The sequence below is a fragment of the Dietzia natronolimnaea genome (assembly GCF_002289575.1).
In the GTDB taxonomy this organism is placed as follows: Bacteria; Actinomycetota; Actinomycetes; order Mycobacteriales; family Mycobacteriaceae; genus Dietzia; species Dietzia natronolimnaea_A.
Window position 1 is genome coordinate 104,285 of the sequence record NZ_NTGA01000012.1, and the last position, 15,435, is coordinate 119,719.

The following is a 15,435-nucleotide window of genomic DNA, read 5'->3' on the forward strand; positions in this document are numbered from 1 at the left end:
GCCCCACGGTAATACCCGGCCCGTCAGGCGCGGGACACCTGCTGCGGCACCCCGGGTTCGTATCCGGCCCCGGCCAGCAGCTCCCGGACGCGAGGGATGACTTTGCGCCCGTAGAGGTCGATCGAGGTCATGAGGTGCTCGTGCGGGGTCGGTCCGCTGGCGTACTTGAGGTCGAAGCGGTCCAGCCCCAGCGTGCGCACGGTCGCGGCGATCTTCTGCGCGACGGTCTCGGGCGAGCCGACGTACATCGCCCCGGACCGCACCTCGCGGTGGAAGTCGGCCTCGCTCGCGTCCCCCCATCCGCGCTCGCGCCCGATCTGGTTGCGGTTGACCAGCCAGTGCGGCAGCGCCAGGGCGGCGGCCTTCTCGTCGGTCTCCGCGACGAAACCGGGCGAGTGCACGGCGATCGGCAACCGCGGCGCGTCGGTGCCCGCCAGCTGCGCATTCGCCTGGCGGTACAGGTCGGCGAAAGGCGCGAACCGGCCGGCGGGCCCGCCGATGATCGCCAGCATCAGGGGCATGCGGTAGCGGGCCGCACGCACCACGGATTCGGGACTGCCGCCCACCGCGATCCATGCGGAGAGCCCGTGCTCGGTCTCCGGGTAGACGCGCTGGTCGACCAGGGGCCGCCGCAGCTCGCCGGACCACGTCACCGGCGTCTCGGGCAGCAGCGCGGAGAACAGGTCCAGCTTCTCGGAGAACAGCTGCTCGTACTGCTGGAGGTCGAGCCCGAACAGCGGGAACGACTCGGTGAACGACCCGCGCCCCAGCACCACCTCGGCGCGCCCGTTGGACAGGGCGTCGATGGTGGAGAAGCGCTGGAACACCCGGACCGGGTCGTCGCTGGACAGGACGGTGACCGCCGAGCCGAGGGTGATGCGCTGCGTGCGGGTGGCGATGCCGGCGAGCACGACGTCCGGGGCGGAGACGGCGAAGTCCGGGCGGTGGTGCTCGCCCACCCCGAAGGCGTCGACCCCCACCTCGTCGGCGAGGACGGCCTGTTCGACCACATCCCGGATGACCTGGGCGTGGTGGACGCGGGCGCCGCTGGAGTCGACCGTCGTGTCACCGAAGGTGTCGAGGCCCAGCGCGACGGACTGTGACGACGACGCGGGGGTGGAGGCGCTGTGCTGAGTCATGCCGCCATATTAGTTGACTTGTCAACCATAGCGTTCGCGGAGGCCCCTCACGCCCCGCCGGGCCGGTCTAGAGTTCCTCCATGACGTTCTCGGAGGCCGTGGAACTGGTGGGCAAGACGATCGATGCGGCGGGCGTGGCCGCCATCGTGGTGGGCGCGTTGGTGGCAGCCCTGTTCGCCCTGGACCCGCGCCGCCGGTCCGGCCCGGAGGGCGACGCCTACACCGCGTTCCGTCGCCGACTCGGACGCGCGATCCTCCTGGGCCTGGAGTTGCTCGTGGCCGCGGACATCATCCGGACCGTCGCGATCTCACCGAGCTACGACTCGGTGGGGTTGCTCGCACTCGTCGTGCTCATCAGGACCTTCCTCAGCTGGTCGCTCGAGCTCGAGATCTCGGGCCGGTGGCCGTGGCAGAAGGGAACCGGATCGCGCGGCGGGCGCGCCCGGCATGATGGAGACGACCGGGCGCGAGCCGACGTGCACGAGAGCGAGAGGACCACACCATGACCGCCAGTGATCACGGACCCCACCCCTACGTCGTCAACATCGAGGACGAGATCCTGTCCAACACCAACTACCGCACCACTCTGTGGACCGGGAAGCATATGCAGATGACGGTCATGGCGATCGCTCCCGGCGACGACATCGGCCTCGAGGTGCACGAGGATCACGACCAGTTCCTGCGCGTCGAGCAGGGCCGGGGTCGCGTCCAGATGGGGCCCGCCGAGGACCGGCTGGAGTTCGACGAGGAGGTCGGCGACGACTGGGTGATTCTGGTCCCCGCCGGGTCGTGGCACAACGTCACCAACATCGGTGACGAGCCGCTCAAGGTCTACTCCATCTACGCGCCGCCGGAGCACGAGCACGGCACCGTGCACGCGACCAAGGCCGAGTCGGACGCCGACGAGCACTGAGGAACGTCCCCGACGTCAGGCGCCGGTGGGGCCCACGTCCCGCCGGCGCCTCGTGGCGCGCACGTACCCGGTGAGCATCCGGTCCATCAGCGCCGGCGACAGGCGCTGCAGCCGCCACGTCGCCCGGGCCCGCGCGGGTTCGATCACGAGCGCCCGGTTCGCCAGGACACCTCGCAGGACGCTCTGGGCCAGCAGGTCCGGGTCCAGCGGCTCGCGGACACCCTGGCCCTCCAGGCAGAAGTGGCGGCCGTCGAAACCGTCGAGTTCGCCCTTGTCCAGGATCGCGGTGTCCACCGCGGCCGGGCACACCACGGTCACCCCCACGCCGTGGCCGGCGGCCTCCGCGCGCAGCGAGAGCCCGAGCCCCACCACGGCGTGCTTGGTCATGGCGTAGCTCGTGATCAGTCCCGCCGGGCACAACCCGCCCATCGACGCGGTGAGCACGAGCGACCCCGATCCCCGGCGGATCATCTCCGGGTACGCGGCGTGGACGCAGTGCACGACCCCGCGGATGTTCACGTCGATGATCGCGTCCCACTGCCCCAGGGTCAGCAGCTCGGTGTCCCCGCCCCAGGTGATGCCGGCGTTGGCGAACATGAGGTCCAGGCCACCGTGTTCGGCGACCACCTCGCCCACGAGATCGGACACCGCCGCCGCGTCGGTGACGTCGAGCGCGGCCGCCCGCGCGGTTCCGGGGCGCCCCTCCCCCGATGTGAGCTCCTCGGCCACCCGTCGCGCGGCCACCGCGTCGATGTCCGTCACCACCACGTGGGCGCCGGCCACCACCAGGGCCCGGGCCAGCGCGGCACCTATCCCCGAGCCGCCGCCGGTGACGATCGCGGATCGTCCGGAGAACCCCGGGGCGGTGCGGCCGCGGCCCGTCCTCACGAGAACGCCGTGGTGGCCAGGCCGAGCACGTCCGGATAGCGCCGCAACTGGGCACCGCCGTCGACGGCCAGGTCCTCCCCCGTCATCCAGGGCGAGTCGGCGAGGTAGAGCACGGCCCGGGCGACGTCCTCCGCGGTGCCGCGGTGCGGGACCGCCGAGTTCTCGGCGTACTCCTCGGCGAGACCGGGGATCTGCAGGACCGGTTCGGTGAGCGGGGTGACCAGAAATCCGGGCGAGACCGTGTTCACGCGGATCCCCCGCTCCCCGAGCTCGAGCGCGGCCACCTGCGCTAGCATCACCAGGCCCGCCTTGGCGGCGCAGTATGCGGCCATCCCCCGGCCCGGCTGCCGGGCGTTGAGCGAGGCGATGGCGACGATCGACCCGCCCTCCTCCACCACGCGCCCGGCGTGTTTGAACGCCAGGAACGCGCCGGTCAGGCACACGTCCACCACTCTCCGGAACTCCGCGGTGTCGTGGTCGGTGACCGACCCCAGCGTGCTCACCCCGGCCGTGGTGACGACCAGCTCGGGCGCGGTCCCGGCGAACAGCGCCTCGACCGACGACTCGTCCACCACGTCGACGACCCTGTACTCATGACCCCCGCCCGAAGCGTCGGTCAGGCCCGCCAACTCGGCCGCGCGGGCCTCGGCGAGTTCACCGTTGAGGTCGGCGACCGTCACCCGCCACCCGTCCGAGGCGAGTCGCCGGGCCGTGGCCCATCCGATCCCGGAGGCGCCACCGATCACCACCGCGTGTCGCCCACCTGCCGCATCTTCTGCCATGTCCGTCTCCGTCTGGGGTCGAGCCCGGGTCGGCGTGCCCCGTCAGAGCGCCATGGACGCTGTTGACGCCCGTCAACCCGTGGCCATAATCTAGGACGGCACTGTGATCCGCGCCATAGTTTTCCGGCGCGGCGTCTCCCGGCAGGAAGAGGTTTCCATGGCACCCGCCCCCACCGTCGCCGTGATCGGCGCGGGCATCAGCGGTCTCACCACCCTCAAGATGCTCGACGACTACGGCATCGAGGCGGTGGGATTCGAGGCCTCCGACCGCATCGGCGGGAACTGGGCGTTCGACAATCCCAACGGGAGTTCGAGCGCGTACCGGTCACTCCACATCGACACCTCCAAACACCAGCTGAGCTTCCGCGACTTCCCCATGCCCGAGGAGTTCCCGGACTTCCCGCACCACTCGCAGATCAAGCAGTACCTCGACGACTACGCGGAGGCCTTCGACCTGCTGCGTCTCATCGAGTTCGAGAACCGGGTCCTGCACGCCGAGCGGCTCGACGGCGGCGGATGGGAGCTGACCACCGAACGCACCGGCACCCGCCGCTTCGACGCACTCGTGGTGGGCAACGGGCACCACTGGGACCCGCGGTTCGGCGACTTCCCGGGCGAGTTCACCGGCGAGATGATCCATTCCCACGCCTACGTCGACCCGTGGGATCCGCTCGACCTGCAGGACAAGCGCATTCTCGTGGTGGGGTTGGGCAACAGCGCCGCCGACATCGCCGTGGAGCTGTCCTCCAAGGTGATGCGGAACGAGGTGGTGATCTCCACCCGGTCCGGCGCGTGGATCGTGCCGAAGTACATCGCCGGCAAGCCGGCCGACAAGTACTTCGCCACCTTCCCCTTTCTGCCCTACTCGTGGCAGCGCAAGGCAATTCAGGCCATGCAGCCGATGTCCGCGGGTCGGCCGGAGTCCTACGGGTTGCCCACGCCCAACCACAAGTTCTTCGAGGCCCACCCCACCCAGTCGGTCGAGTTGCCGCTGAGGCTCGGCTCGGGGGACATCACGGCCAAGGGGAACATCGCCCGGTTCGACGGGCGGACCGTGCACTTCGAGGACGGCACCGCGCAGGAGTTCGACGTCGTCATCCAGGCCACCGGCTACAACACCTCGTTCCCGTTCTTCGACCCGGACTTCCTCAGCGCCGACGCCCACAACCACGTGCCGCTCTACAAGCGGATGTTCTCCCCGGGCATCGACGACCTGGTGATGGTCGGCTTCGCGCAGTCCACGCCCACGTTGTTCCCGTTCGTCGAGGCCCAGGCCAGGCTGGCCGCCGCGTGGGCGGCCGGCCTGTACCGGACGCCAGGGCGGGCGGAGATGGAGCAGGTCATCGTGGCGGACGAGAAGAAGTACATCGGGCACATGCTCGACACCCCGCGGCACCAGCAGCAGGTGGACTACTTCCTGTACGAGCACGACCTGCGGACGCGCGAGATCCCGGCGGGACGGGAGCGGGCGGCACGCCTCGGCGGGATGATCCGGACGGCGGCGCACGCGTGAGCGGTAACGGTACCTCCGGCGAGGGCGCCGTCAGCTCGCCGCGGGGCGACCGACGCCGGGAAGCCCTGTTGGCGGAGCTGGACCGGCAGCTGCGCACCACCACACTCGACGCCATCTCGGTGGCCGACCTCACCGACGCGGCCGGCATCACCCGGTCGGCGTTCTACTTCTACTTCGACTCCAAGGCCGCGGCGGTGACCGTGCTGCTCTCCTCCATCCAGGAGGCCGCCGCCACGTCGAACGGAGTGCTCGTGAACTCCGACGGCCGCTTCCGGTCCCGCGTGACCTCGACGCTGAGCGGCCTCGCTGACCGCATGCTCGACAACGCTCACGTCTACCGGGCCCTGCTCACCGCGCGCACCACGCACGAGCCCATGCGCCGCCTGTGGAACGAGGGACGGGCGGAACTCGCGGCCCCCATCGCCGAGTACATCCGCTCCGAGCGGGCGGCCGGTCGCGCCCCCGACGGGGCCGACCCGATGGCGCTCGCCACGTCGCTGATCCAGGTCAACGAGTCGGTCCTCGAACATCTCGTCTACGACCCCGGGGCGGATCGCGAGCCGATGATCGCCACCGCCTCCGACCTGTGGGTCCGGGCCATCTACGGCCGCCCGGACCCCGCGGTCGACAACCCAGGAGACCCCTCGTGACCAGCCAGATCACCCCTCTCGACCTCGAGTTCCGCTCCGGCGGGGACACCTGCCGCGGCTGGTTCCTGCCCGCGGCACGGACGGGTCCCGCCCCGTGCGTCGTTCTCGCGCACGGACTGGGCGGCACGGCCGACTCGGGCCTGCTGCCGTTCGCCGAGGCCTTCGCCGCCGCGGGCTTCGCAGCGTTCGCCATGGACTACCGCGGGTTCGGCCGCTCCGGTGGCGGGCCCCGACAGGTCGTCTCGACAACCCGCCAGCAGGACGACATCCGGGCGGCGGTCGCGGCGGTGGCCGCGCGGCCGGACGTCGACGCCGACCGGGTGGTCCTGTGGGGCTGCTCCCTGGCCGGCGGACACGCGCTCGAGGTGGCCCGCGAGCCGGGCGGGGCCACGGGGATCGCCGCGGGGATCGCCGCGGTGATCGCGGTGGTCCCTCTGGTCGACGGACGCGCCGCGGCAGTGGCCGCGGCCCGTCAGCACCGGCCGGGCGCCCTGCTCCGTTCCACCGGCACGACCGTCGCCGCCAAGGCCGCGGCGGCGATGGGGCGTTCGGAGCCGCTGGTACCCCTGGTCGGACCACCGGGGTCGACCGCGGTGCTCTCCCTCGACGGGTACGACCAGGCCTACCGGTCGCTCGCGGGGCCGAGCTGGCGCAACGAGATCGGCGGCGGGGTCGGGGCGGTGCTGGGGTCCTTCCGCCCCGGCGCCAGAGCCGCGGAGCTCGCCGGGACTCCCGTGCTGTTCCAGATCGCCGATCTGGATCGGAGCGCGCCGGCGCACACCGCAGGGACCGCCGCGTTCGCCGCCCGCGCCGAGGTGCGCCACTACCCGGGCGATCACTTCGACCTCTTCCCAGGCCGGGCGTGCCACGACCTCGCGGTCGGCCACGCACTGCACTTTCTCCGCCGCTACGTGGGCTGACGGGCGGCGTGAGACCCCGCCGACTTTGTTGTTGACGCATCACCATCGAGGCGCTACTGTATGTGACACAACAACCACTTACCCCGGCATCCGGCCGGGCGCCACCGAAGGAGTCACCATGACCTCGACCCTCACCGATCTGACCGGGACCTGGGACATCGACCCCACCCACACCCGCCTCGGCTTCGTCACCCGCCACGCGATGGTCACCAAGGTCCGCGGGTCGTTCAACGACTACACGGGCACGGTCACCGTCCCCGCCGAGGGTATCGACGCCGCGACCGCCGAGGTCGTCATCACCGCCTCGTCGATCGACACCCGCAACGCCGACCGCGACGGCCACCTGAAGTCCAACGACTTCTTCGACATGGAGAACCACCCGGAGATCACCTTCCGGTCGACGACGATCGCAGCCAACGGCTCCGGCGGCGTGGACGTGACCGGCGACCTCACCATCAAGGGCACCACCAAGTCCGTGACGATCCCCTTCGAGTACGAGGGCACCGCCACCGACCCGTTCGGCAACCTCCGCGCCGGCTTCGAGGGCACCGCGGTCATCAACCGCAACGACTTCGGCCTGACCTGGAACGCCGCGCTCGAGACCGGTGGCGTGCTCGTCTCGGAGAAGATCACCCTCGAGATCGAGCTCTCGGCCGTCAAGCGGGCCTGAGCCCTACCGGACGACACCGCCCCACCGGACCGACGCCGCCCCCACCTCGTACGAGGTGGGGGCGGCGTTCTCAGGCGACGACGACGAAGACCGCGGAATGCGTGCCGTCGGCACTCTGCCAGGTGCCGCTGAGCGTGCCCGGCGAGCCGATCAGCGGACGGTCCGACTCGGCGTCGTTCTCCTCGGAGATGAGCCGGATGACCTCCGGCGCGGCGGCGGCCTCCGAGTCGCCGGACGCGCCGTCCCCACCGCCCCGGACGTTGACGGGCGACGGGGAGACGGTGCCGTCCGCCACCGCCAGGTGGTCGGCGGCGGTGTCGCGATGGCTTATCACCCGCAGCACCTCTGCCACGTACACAGGGTCCGCCGGTGCGTCGTACACCCAGCGCCGACCGAGAACGGAGTGCTCGAGAGTCCCGACCAGCGCGTCCTGCGCCCCCGGCAGCTCCGCCCCCCGGTAAGTCACGGGAACGTGGAACGTCCGGGCACCGTCCGAGACGAGGAAGGACTCCATGCCCACCTCGCCGTCGGGGTCGACGAACCGGTACGCGGTCACCTGCTCCAGCAGCTCCGGCTCGCCGTCGAACCAGGGTTGGTGTGCGATCCATCCCCGGAGCAGCTCCAGCTTGCCCGGACGGAGGACGGCGTCATAGATCTCGGCGGTTCCACTCATGGGGTAAGCATCCCCGCAGCGACGCGGCGCGGCGGCCACTCGGCGACATGAAGAAGAATTTGTCCTGGCGCCGTCCCTCCTGCGCACCCCCGGTTTCCCCCCACCGCAGCCGAGGAAAAAGTGAGCCAGCGCACAGCAGAAGTCGGCCGTCGCCGTTATGGTCTGCGCCGTGACTCCGGGAGAACCCGGCGCTCGATCGAAAGGTGACCACCATGAAGAAGACCATCGCCGTCATCGGTTCCGCTGCCGCCCTGTCCTTCTCCGGTGCAGGACTCGCCGCCGCCCAGAGCGACCTCCCCGGCCTCGACGGCCTCGACAGCGGGTCGGTGGGTGCCCCCACGGCCGGCGAGACCGACCTCGACGACGTCGAGACCCCCGCCGAGGTCTCGGAGATCGCGCAGCAGCTGTGCGGCACGATCTCGGCGTACGACTTCCTGGGCTCCGTCGGCGCCGTCGCCCCCGGCCTGTCGGGCGACGAGTGCGAGGCGAACGCCGACCTGGCCATCTCCACCGCGCTGACGGGCGACATCTCCGGGGCCGTCGACATCCTCCGTGGCATCGCCGCCGAGGTCCCCGGTGACGCCGACGGCGACGCCACCGACAGCGACGACACCACCACCGGCGACGACGTCCAGACGGGCGACGACGACGCGGTCGACGTGGACACGGTCGAGACCGACGCCTGACACGCCCCAAGCATCTGACCGACCTGGCGCCTGACGGCGCAGGCCCGGCCCCGGTTTCCGCAGAGGACGCCGGGGCCGGGTCGTGTCAGTGCGCGCCCGGCAGGTCAGCGGAACCTACGGGGTGTCGCCGCCGGTCGTCACGAGCTCACCAAGCAGCTGGTGGTCGATGTGACCGGGATCCGTCGACTCCATGAAGTCGACGAGGATCCGTTCGACCGCGGCGGGATCCTCGACGTGCGGGTAGTGCCCGGTGCCCTCCACGATCGCGAGCCGGCTACCGGGGATCGCCTCGTGGGTCGTGTGCCCGTGCGAAACGGGAATGATCGGGTCCCGGTCCCCCCAGATCAGCTGGAACGGCAACTGCGCCGCCAGGTAGAGCCGGTTGCTGGCGGAGACCGCCTGGCCCTTGTTGTCCACGACCGCCCGGAGGGTCTTGAAGAACGCGCGCCGGTGGCCGGGCCTGCCGAGCGACTCGTACGCCGCCCAGGGCTCCTCGAATGCGATCGCGCGGACGCCCTTTCCGGTGAAGAACCCGCGGGCCCTGTCCCCGGCGGACACCAGGAACGGCGCCGCGCCGGCGGTCAGCAGCAGTTCGGCACCCGGGACCGCGAGCAGCCGCAGGATCCAGTTGACCTCCTTGCCCAGGCCGCCGCTGCCGATCAGTGCGATGCGCTCGCAGAAGTCGGGGTACTGGTAGACGAACTGCAGGGCCACGCCGCCACCGAGAGACTGCCCGATCACCGTGCAGCGCCTGATGCCCTTGACCACCAGCAGGTCCCGCAGGGCGGAGGCCATCGCCCCGAGCGAGTAGTCGTCGAAATCCAGCGAACTCTCCCCGTGGCCGGGCAGGTCGGGGGCGATGATGTGGAACTTCGATTCCAGACGGGGGATCAGCTCGCGCCAGGTGACGGAGCTGCCCGCCATCCCGTGCAGGAGCAGCAGCGTGGGCTTTCCCTCGCCGGCTCCGGACTCGCTGTAGGCCAGTTCGCGGCCGTGAAGGACTGTTTTCTGCATTTCGGGTTTCCGCATGTCGCATTCCCCCTCGGGGACGGTCTCCGCGCCGTACCTCGTCGCCAGGAGTACCTGGGCCCATTGTGCGCCATCAGGGGCCCGGCGAGCAGTTCCCTTTATCACATCCGGCCCGGACGCTCATCCGAACTTCCGCACGAGGCGCCGGTGCCGGTGCGTGAACAGTGCCCCGACCAGCACTCGGACCACCGACCCGGGAACCGGGGCTCGGGGCACGGCCCGCAGTGTGTCGGTGACGCGGGTGGAGCCGTCGGCCAGCGATTCGAGCTCTCGGCGGTGCTCCCACACCCGGCACGACCCGAGCTCCGAGCGTTCCTGGAAGAACCGGGGAGCCTCCAGGTCGACCAAGACCAGGTCGTCGTACTCCAGCGGCACGACCCCGCCCAGGAGGATCCACGCGCGCCCGAGCGGCCGGCCGAGCGGCACGTCCGCGATCGAGGCCCCGGCCAGTCGCGCCGGGATCCGCATCCGCAGGAGGGGCCTGAACTCGTCGGAGATCCCCTCCGCGGTCACCACGTGTGCCCATACCTCGTCCCGCGGGGCGCGGACCACACTCGACCGCACCACCTCGACGGACGCCCGCGATCCCTCGGCGGTCACGGCAACCGCACCCCGGAGATCGCACGGGCGATCACCAGCTGCTGGATCTGCTCGGTCCCCTCGAAGATGTCGTAGATCTTGGCGTCGCGGTGCATCCGCTCGACCGGGTACTCGCGGGTGTACCCGACCCCGCCGAGGATCTGGATCGCGCGCTCGGTGGCCCAGACGGCCGTCCGGCCGGCCTTGAGCTTGGACATCGAGCCCTCGGCCCGGGCCATGGGCTGCCCGGTCGCGCCCATCCACGCCGCCCGGCGCACCAGCAGGCGGGAGGCGTCGATCTCCACCGCCATGTCCGCGAGCAGGAACGAGATGGCCTGGTTCTCGATGATGGGCCGGCCGAACACCACCCGACCCTTGGCGTATTCGAGCGCGTACTCGTGCGCCGCCCGCGCGATACCCACGGCCATGGCCCCCACGGTGGGGCGGGTCCGCTCGAACGTGGCCATGGCCGCCTGGCCGCCGGTCCGTTCGCCCTCCCTCGCGCGGGCCAGCTTCTCGTCGAGCTTCTCCTTACCGCCCAGCAGCGCCGAGCCCGGGACGCGGACGTCGTCGAAGAAGATGTCCGCGGTCGCCGAGGCACGCAGACCGTGCTTCTTGATCCTGGAGCCGGTCTGGATCCCGGCGGCCCCGGCTTCCACCACGAAGGCGGCCTGGCCGCGGGATCCGAGATCCGGGTCCACGACCGCCTGCACCACCAGCACGGAGGCCACGCCACCGTTGGTCACCCAGGCCTTCTGCCCGGAGATCACCCACTCGTCCGCGGCCTCGTCGTACCGGGCCCGGGTGCGCATGTTGCCCACGTCGCTCCCCGCCTCCGGCTCGGACGAGCAGAACGCGCCGACCGCCGGTTCGGCCTCACTGCCGTAGCAGCGGGGCACCCACTCGACGATCTGCTCGGTCGTCCCGGCCGAGGCGATCCCCGCGGCGGCCAGGCCGGTGCCCATGATGGACAGACCGATCCCCGCGTCTCCCCAGAACAGCTCCTCGCAGAGGATCGGGTAGGACTGACCGGTGGTGTCCTGCCGCAGGGTCGCCATGATCTCATAGCCGTACAGCCCGATCTTGGCGGCCTCCTGGATGATCGGCCAGGGCGTCTCCTCGCGCTCGTCCCACTCGTGGGCGGCCGGCCGGATGACCTCCTCGGCGAAGGCGTGGGCCCAGTTCTGCAGCTCGCGCTGCTCCTCGGTCAGTTCCATGCTGAAGGTCATCGGGTCCTCTCGGTCGGCGCTTCTGGTCAGCGGGTGGCAGAGCTGCGGGTATCGGGTCAGCGGGTGACGGGGCCGCCGCCGGGGGCAGTGGCCTCGCCGTCGTCCGGCCCGGACACCCTGGCGCGGTCGGGCACCGGCCCCGGCCCGTCGATCGGTGGCCCGGCCGGGTCGTCGTCGGCCGGGTCGTCGTCTCCCCCGGCCAGGTATCTCACCACCGTGTTGGCCATGGCGGTGACGGGGACGGCGAACAGCGCTCCCACGATGCCGAACAGGTACGTGCCCGCGGCCACCACCACGATCACGGCCAACGGATGCAGCGCCACCGCGTGACCCATGAGGAGGGGCTGCAACAGGTGCGACTCCATCAGGTGAACCACCAGGACGATCGCCAGCATGGCGATGGCGATCACCAGCCCCCGGTCCACCAGCGCCAGGACCGTGGGGATCACCCCCGCGACGAGGGTGCCCACGATGGGGACGAACGACGCGAGAAACACCACCACCACGATGGGGATCACGAAGGGCACGCGCAGCACCAACGCACCGAGCCCGACGCCGGTGGCGTTGATCGCCGCCACGGTCACCTGCGTGCGGGTGTAGGCGCCGAGACTGATCCATCCTTGCCGCAGTGCCCGATCGACCCTGAGGCGGCCCGCACGCGGGAACCACCTGACGAAGAACCTCCACAGCGTCTCCCCCTGGTAGAGGAAGAAGAACAGGGCCACCAGACAGATGAGCATGCCCGCCACCGCGTCGACGGCGGTGTGGCCGAACTGCACGGCGCCCGCGGCGACGGCCTCGGAGTGGGACTCGATCCAGCCGCGGACCTGGGTCACCGCCTCCTGCAGGCGGTCGGCGGTCAGGTGGAGCGGCCCCTCCTCCAGCCACTGCAGTGCGGTGTCGACGCCGCTTCCGATCTTGTCCCTCATCTCCGGAACCCCGGTCGCGAGCTGCGTGGTGACCACACCAAGCGCCCCGACGACCAGCACCAGGACGCCGAGGACGACGACGAGGGACGCCAGCGCCCGCGGGACCTGCCGGGGCACGCGGTCCACGAGCGGCCTGAGCATGGCCGCGAGCAACACCGCGATGGCGAGCGGTGCCAGGATGATCGCCAACCGGCCCATGGCCTGGCCGAGGATCCACCCGCCCCCGGCGATCAGCAGCAGGCACGCCGCCCAGGCCGCCGCCAGCACCACCGGATACGGGAGATGGGATCGGGGGATCACGGTCGTGCCGGTGTCCTCACCGCGGGTCGACATGAGAACACCATAGGCGCGCTGACCTCAGTCGACGTCGAGTTCGTGAGTCCCGGCCACACCGGCGGGAGGGCGCGGGGGGACCACGGGAGGCGACGCGGGTGCGGGCGACCGGGCGGTGCAGCGTACGGCACCCGGACCTCCCTCGCGACTGGTTGCGTGGTCCGCGCCGAGTGGGAGAGTCGGTGTGACATCCGTGCACTCACACGCAACCCATCGGAGGAGTCACATGTCTGACAAGAAATCCGCCGCATCGAAGACGGCCGAAGCGGCCGCCAAGAAGGTCGCCGACGCCGCCGGCAAGCTCGCCGACGAGGTCATCGGCGGCGCAGACGTCGTACCCGGTGTCCCGGCCCCCACGCCCCCGTCGCTCGAGGAGCCCACCGACCCCACCGGCCCGCTTCCCCCCAAGCCGGACCAGAAGGGCGCGACGCCGTACAGCCCCACCGGAGCGGAGTCCTCCGATACCGAGGACGCCGCCCGCCAACAAGGAGAGTTCCTCACCACCGCGCAGGGCGCGCGGCTCTCCGAGACCGATCACTCCCAGAAGGCCGGCCGCCGCGGCCCGGTCCTGCTGCAGGACCATCATCTGCGCGAGAAGATCATGCACTTCGACCACGAGCGGATCCCGGAGCGCGCGGTCCACGCCCGCGGCGCCGGTGCGCACGGTGTCTTCGAGGGCAACGGCGCCGCCGCGAGCGTGTGCAAGGCCGGCGTCTTCGCCGACGGTAAGCAGACCGAGGTCTTCGTCCGGTTCTCCACCGTGCTCGGGTCGCGCGGATCCGCCGACACCGTCCGCGACACGCGAGGTTTCGCGACCAAGTTCTACACCGACGAGGGCACGTGGGACCTGGTCGGGAACAACATCCCCGTGTTCTTCATCCAGGACGCCATCAAGTTCCCCGACGTGGTCCACGCCGCCAAGCCCCACCCGGACCGAGAGATCCCCCAGGCCCAGAGCGCGCACGACACCTTCTGGGACTTCGTCTCCCTCCACACCGAGGCGCAGCACCACACCATGTGGAACATGTCCGACCGCGGCATCCCCCGCTCCTACCGGACGATGGAGGGCTTCGGGGTCCACACCTTCCGGCTCATCAACGACGCGGGCGAGACCAGCCTGGTCAAGTTCCACTGGAAGCCCCACCTCGGCGTGCACTCGCTGGTGTGGGAGGAGGCACAGATCGCGGCCGGCATGGATCCCGATCTGCACCGCCGGGACCTGGCCGACGCCATCGAGGCCGGCGCGTTCCCGAAGTGGGATCTGGGGATCCAGGTGTTCCCCGACACCGTGGACTCCGACGGCGTCAGCGAGATGTTCCACGGGATCGACCTGCTCGACCCCACCAAGATCGTCCCCGAGGAGCTCGCGCCGGTGCAGGTGATCGGCACCATGACGCTCAACGCCAACCCCAAGAACTACTTCGCCGAGACCGAGCAGGTCGCGTTCCACCCGGGTCACCTGGCGCCGGGCATCGACGTGACCAGCGACCCGCTCCTGCAGGGCCGGCTGTTCTCCTACCTCGACACCCAGCTCACGCGCCTGGGCGGACCGAACTTCGGGCAGCTGCCGATCAACCGGCCGCACGCCCCGGTCAACGACATGCTGCGCGACGGGATGCACCAGACCGCCGATCACGTGGGGGTCGCACCGTACCAGCCGAACAGCCTCGACGGCGGATGCCCGTTCCTCGCGGGCGCCAGTGACGGTGCCCTCGTGGAGGTGGCCCAGCAGATCGCCGACGCCCAGGTGGTCCGCGACGCCCCGGCGACCTTCGACGACCACTTCTCGCAAGCGACCCTATTCTACGCCAGCATGACCGAGGTGGAGCAGGAGCACATCGCTGCCGCGTACACGTTCGAACTGGGTAAGTGCTACGAGGAGAACATCAAGATCCGGCAGGTCGAGCAGCTGGCCCGGATCGACCACGGCCTCGCCGTCACCGTCGCCACCGGTCTCGGTCTGCCAGCACCCGCCGAGGTGCCCACGGCCGAGGTCGTCACCAGCCCCGCGCTGTCCCAGATCGGGCGCGAGTGGCCCTCCGACGGGCGTCTCATCGGGATCCTCGTGACCGAGGGGTCCGATGTCGCCGCGGTCAAGGAGCTCGAACAGGCGGTCTTCGCCGACGATATGGTCCCGCTGGTCATCGCCCCGACCGGTGGCCGGCTGGGCGAGGGCGAGCCGGATGCGACCGTCGCCGTGTCACGGACGTACCAGACGCAGCGGTCGATCGAGTTCGACGCGCTCGTCGTGGTGGACCTCCCCGCCCACCCGAGGACCGATGTGCTGATCAGCGAGATGTACCGGCACAAGAAGGCGATCGCCTCGCTGGCTCCCCTCGACGGACTCGCGGACGTGGGGCTCACCACCGACTCCCCCGGAGTCGTGGTGGTGGACGAGGCGGCCGGGGTGCTGCCCGCGCTCAAGCCGCTGCTCGCCACCCACCGTGCATGGGACCGGCCGGACCCCGTACGGATCTGAGGCGACTCCCACCTCGCCACAGC

The 15,435-nt window shown here is 70.8% G+C and carries 16 protein-coding genes; 8 read left to right on the forward strand and 8 right to left on the reverse strand.

All coding sequences use genetic code 11. The features are described from left to right. Window positions 1-23: 23 nt before the first annotated feature. Window positions 24-1,139 carry an LLM class flavin-dependent oxidoreductase gene (locus CEY15_RS06315; protein ID WP_017835431.1) on the reverse strand — a complete coding sequence of 372 codons (1,116 nt, stop codon included), beginning with the start codon at window positions 1,137-1,139 and terminating at the stop codon, window positions 24-26. Between the two features lie 80 nt (window positions 1,140-1,219). Here CEY15_RS06315 and CEY15_RS06320 point away from each other — a divergent pair, with 80 nt between their 5' ends. Together CEY15_RS06320 and CEY15_RS06325 are read left to right on the forward strand one after the other, a co-directional pair. Continuing rightward, window positions 1,220-1,645 (forward strand): DUF1622 domain-containing protein, encoded by a 426-nt coding sequence (locus CEY15_RS06320; protein WP_017835430.1) that lies wholly within the window; start codon window positions 1,220-1,222, stop codon window positions 1,643-1,645. Beyond that, the gene (locus CEY15_RS06325; protein ID WP_095717746.1) at window positions 1,642-2,052 is read left to right on the forward strand and encodes a cupin domain-containing protein; all 411 of its coding nucleotides are present in this window, start codon (window positions 1,642-1,644) and stop codon (window positions 2,050-2,052) included. Before CEY15_RS06320 ends, CEY15_RS06325 begins: the two co-directional genes overlap by 4 nt. 15 nt (window positions 2,053-2,067) lie before the next feature. On the opposite strand, the gene CEY15_RS06330 is transcribed toward CEY15_RS06325, so the two are convergent. Together CEY15_RS06330 and CEY15_RS06335 are read right to left on the reverse strand one after the other, a co-directional pair. After that, window positions 2,068-2,940, reverse strand: coding sequence for an SDR family NAD(P)-dependent oxidoreductase (locus tag CEY15_RS06330; protein ID WP_095717747.1), 873 nt, complete (start codon window positions 2,938-2,940; stop codon window positions 2,068-2,070). Then, window positions 2,937-3,722: an SDR family NAD(P)-dependent oxidoreductase gene (locus CEY15_RS06335; protein WP_176475035.1), complete on the reverse strand. Its 786-nt coding sequence runs from the start codon at window positions 3,720-3,722 to the stop codon at window positions 2,937-2,939. Before CEY15_RS06335 ends, CEY15_RS06330 begins: the two co-directional genes overlap by 4 nt. Before the next feature lie 157 nt (window positions 3,723-3,879). On the opposite strand from CEY15_RS06335, the gene CEY15_RS06340 reads away from it, so the two are divergent. The 4 genes from CEY15_RS06340 to CEY15_RS06355 all read left to right on the forward strand — a co-directional run bounded on the left by CEY15_RS06340 (window position 3,880) and on the right by CEY15_RS06355 (window position 7,475). Beyond that, entirely contained in the window at window positions 3,880-5,235 is a 1,356-nt protein-coding gene (locus CEY15_RS06340; protein WP_095717749.1) for a flavin-containing monooxygenase, read from the forward strand. Next, window positions 5,232-5,885 (forward strand): TetR/AcrR family transcriptional regulator, encoded by a 654-nt coding sequence (locus CEY15_RS06345; protein WP_095717750.1) that lies wholly within the window; start codon window positions 5,232-5,234, stop codon window positions 5,883-5,885. Before CEY15_RS06340 ends, CEY15_RS06345 begins: the two co-directional genes overlap by 4 nt. Further along, window positions 5,882-6,805, forward strand: a complete 924-nt coding sequence (locus CEY15_RS06350) for an alpha/beta hydrolase (protein ID WP_095717751.1) — start codon at window positions 5,882-5,884, stop codon at window positions 6,803-6,805. The genes CEY15_RS06345 and CEY15_RS06350 overlap by 4 nt, the downstream gene beginning before the upstream one ends. A 118-nt stretch (window positions 6,806-6,923) precedes the next feature. After that, window positions 6,924-7,475, forward strand: a complete 552-nt coding sequence (locus CEY15_RS06355) for a YceI family protein (RefSeq protein ID WP_095717752.1) — start codon at window positions 6,924-6,926, stop codon at window positions 7,473-7,475. A gap of 70 nt (window positions 7,476-7,545) precedes the next feature. Here the strand turns inward: CEY15_RS06355 and CEY15_RS06360 are convergent, their stop codons facing one another. Beyond that, the gene (locus CEY15_RS06360; protein ID WP_095717753.1) at window positions 7,546-8,148 is read right to left on the reverse strand and encodes a maltokinase N-terminal cap-like domain-containing protein; all 603 of its coding nucleotides are present in this window, start codon (window positions 8,146-8,148) and stop codon (window positions 7,546-7,548) included. Window positions 8,149-8,360: 212 nt separating this feature from the next. Between CEY15_RS06360 and CEY15_RS06365 the strand changes: the two genes are divergently transcribed. Further along, window positions 8,361-8,834: a hypothetical protein gene (locus tag CEY15_RS06365; RefSeq protein WP_095717754.1), complete on the forward strand. Its 474-nt coding sequence runs from the start codon at window positions 8,361-8,363 to the stop codon at window positions 8,832-8,834. Between the two features lie 114 nt (window positions 8,835-8,948). Here the strand turns inward: CEY15_RS06365 and CEY15_RS06370 are convergent, their stop codons facing one another. The 4 genes from CEY15_RS06370 to CEY15_RS06385 all read right to left on the reverse strand — a co-directional run bounded on the left by CEY15_RS06370 (window position 8,949) and on the right by CEY15_RS06385 (window position 12,933). Beyond that, entirely contained in the window at window positions 8,949-9,848 is a 900-nt protein-coding gene (locus tag CEY15_RS06370; RefSeq protein ID WP_095717755.1) for an alpha/beta fold hydrolase, read from the reverse strand. 135 nt (window positions 9,849-9,983) lie between these two features. Then, on the reverse strand, window positions 9,984-10,463 hold the full coding sequence (locus tag CEY15_RS06375) for a hypothetical protein (RefSeq protein ID WP_095717756.1): 480 nt from the start codon (window positions 10,461-10,463) through the stop codon (window positions 9,984-9,986). After that, a complete protein-coding gene (locus CEY15_RS06380) occupies window positions 10,460-11,671 on the reverse strand; it encodes an acyl-CoA dehydrogenase family protein (protein ID WP_095717757.1) in 1,212 nt (403 codons plus the stop codon). The genes CEY15_RS06375 and CEY15_RS06380 overlap by 4 nt, the downstream gene beginning before the upstream one ends. A 56-nt stretch (window positions 11,672-11,727) precedes the next feature. Further along, window positions 11,728-12,933: an AI-2E family transporter gene (locus tag CEY15_RS06385; protein WP_095717758.1), complete on the reverse strand. Its 1,206-nt coding sequence runs from the start codon at window positions 12,931-12,933 to the stop codon at window positions 11,728-11,730. A gap of 226 nt (window positions 12,934-13,159) precedes the next feature. Here CEY15_RS06385 and CEY15_RS06390 point away from each other — a divergent pair, with 226 nt between their 5' ends. After that, the gene (locus tag CEY15_RS06390) at window positions 13,160-15,412 is read left to right on the forward strand and encodes a catalase (protein WP_095717759.1); all 2,253 of its coding nucleotides are present in this window, start codon (window positions 13,160-13,162) and stop codon (window positions 15,410-15,412) included. Window positions 15,413-15,435: the final 23 nt, after the last annotated feature.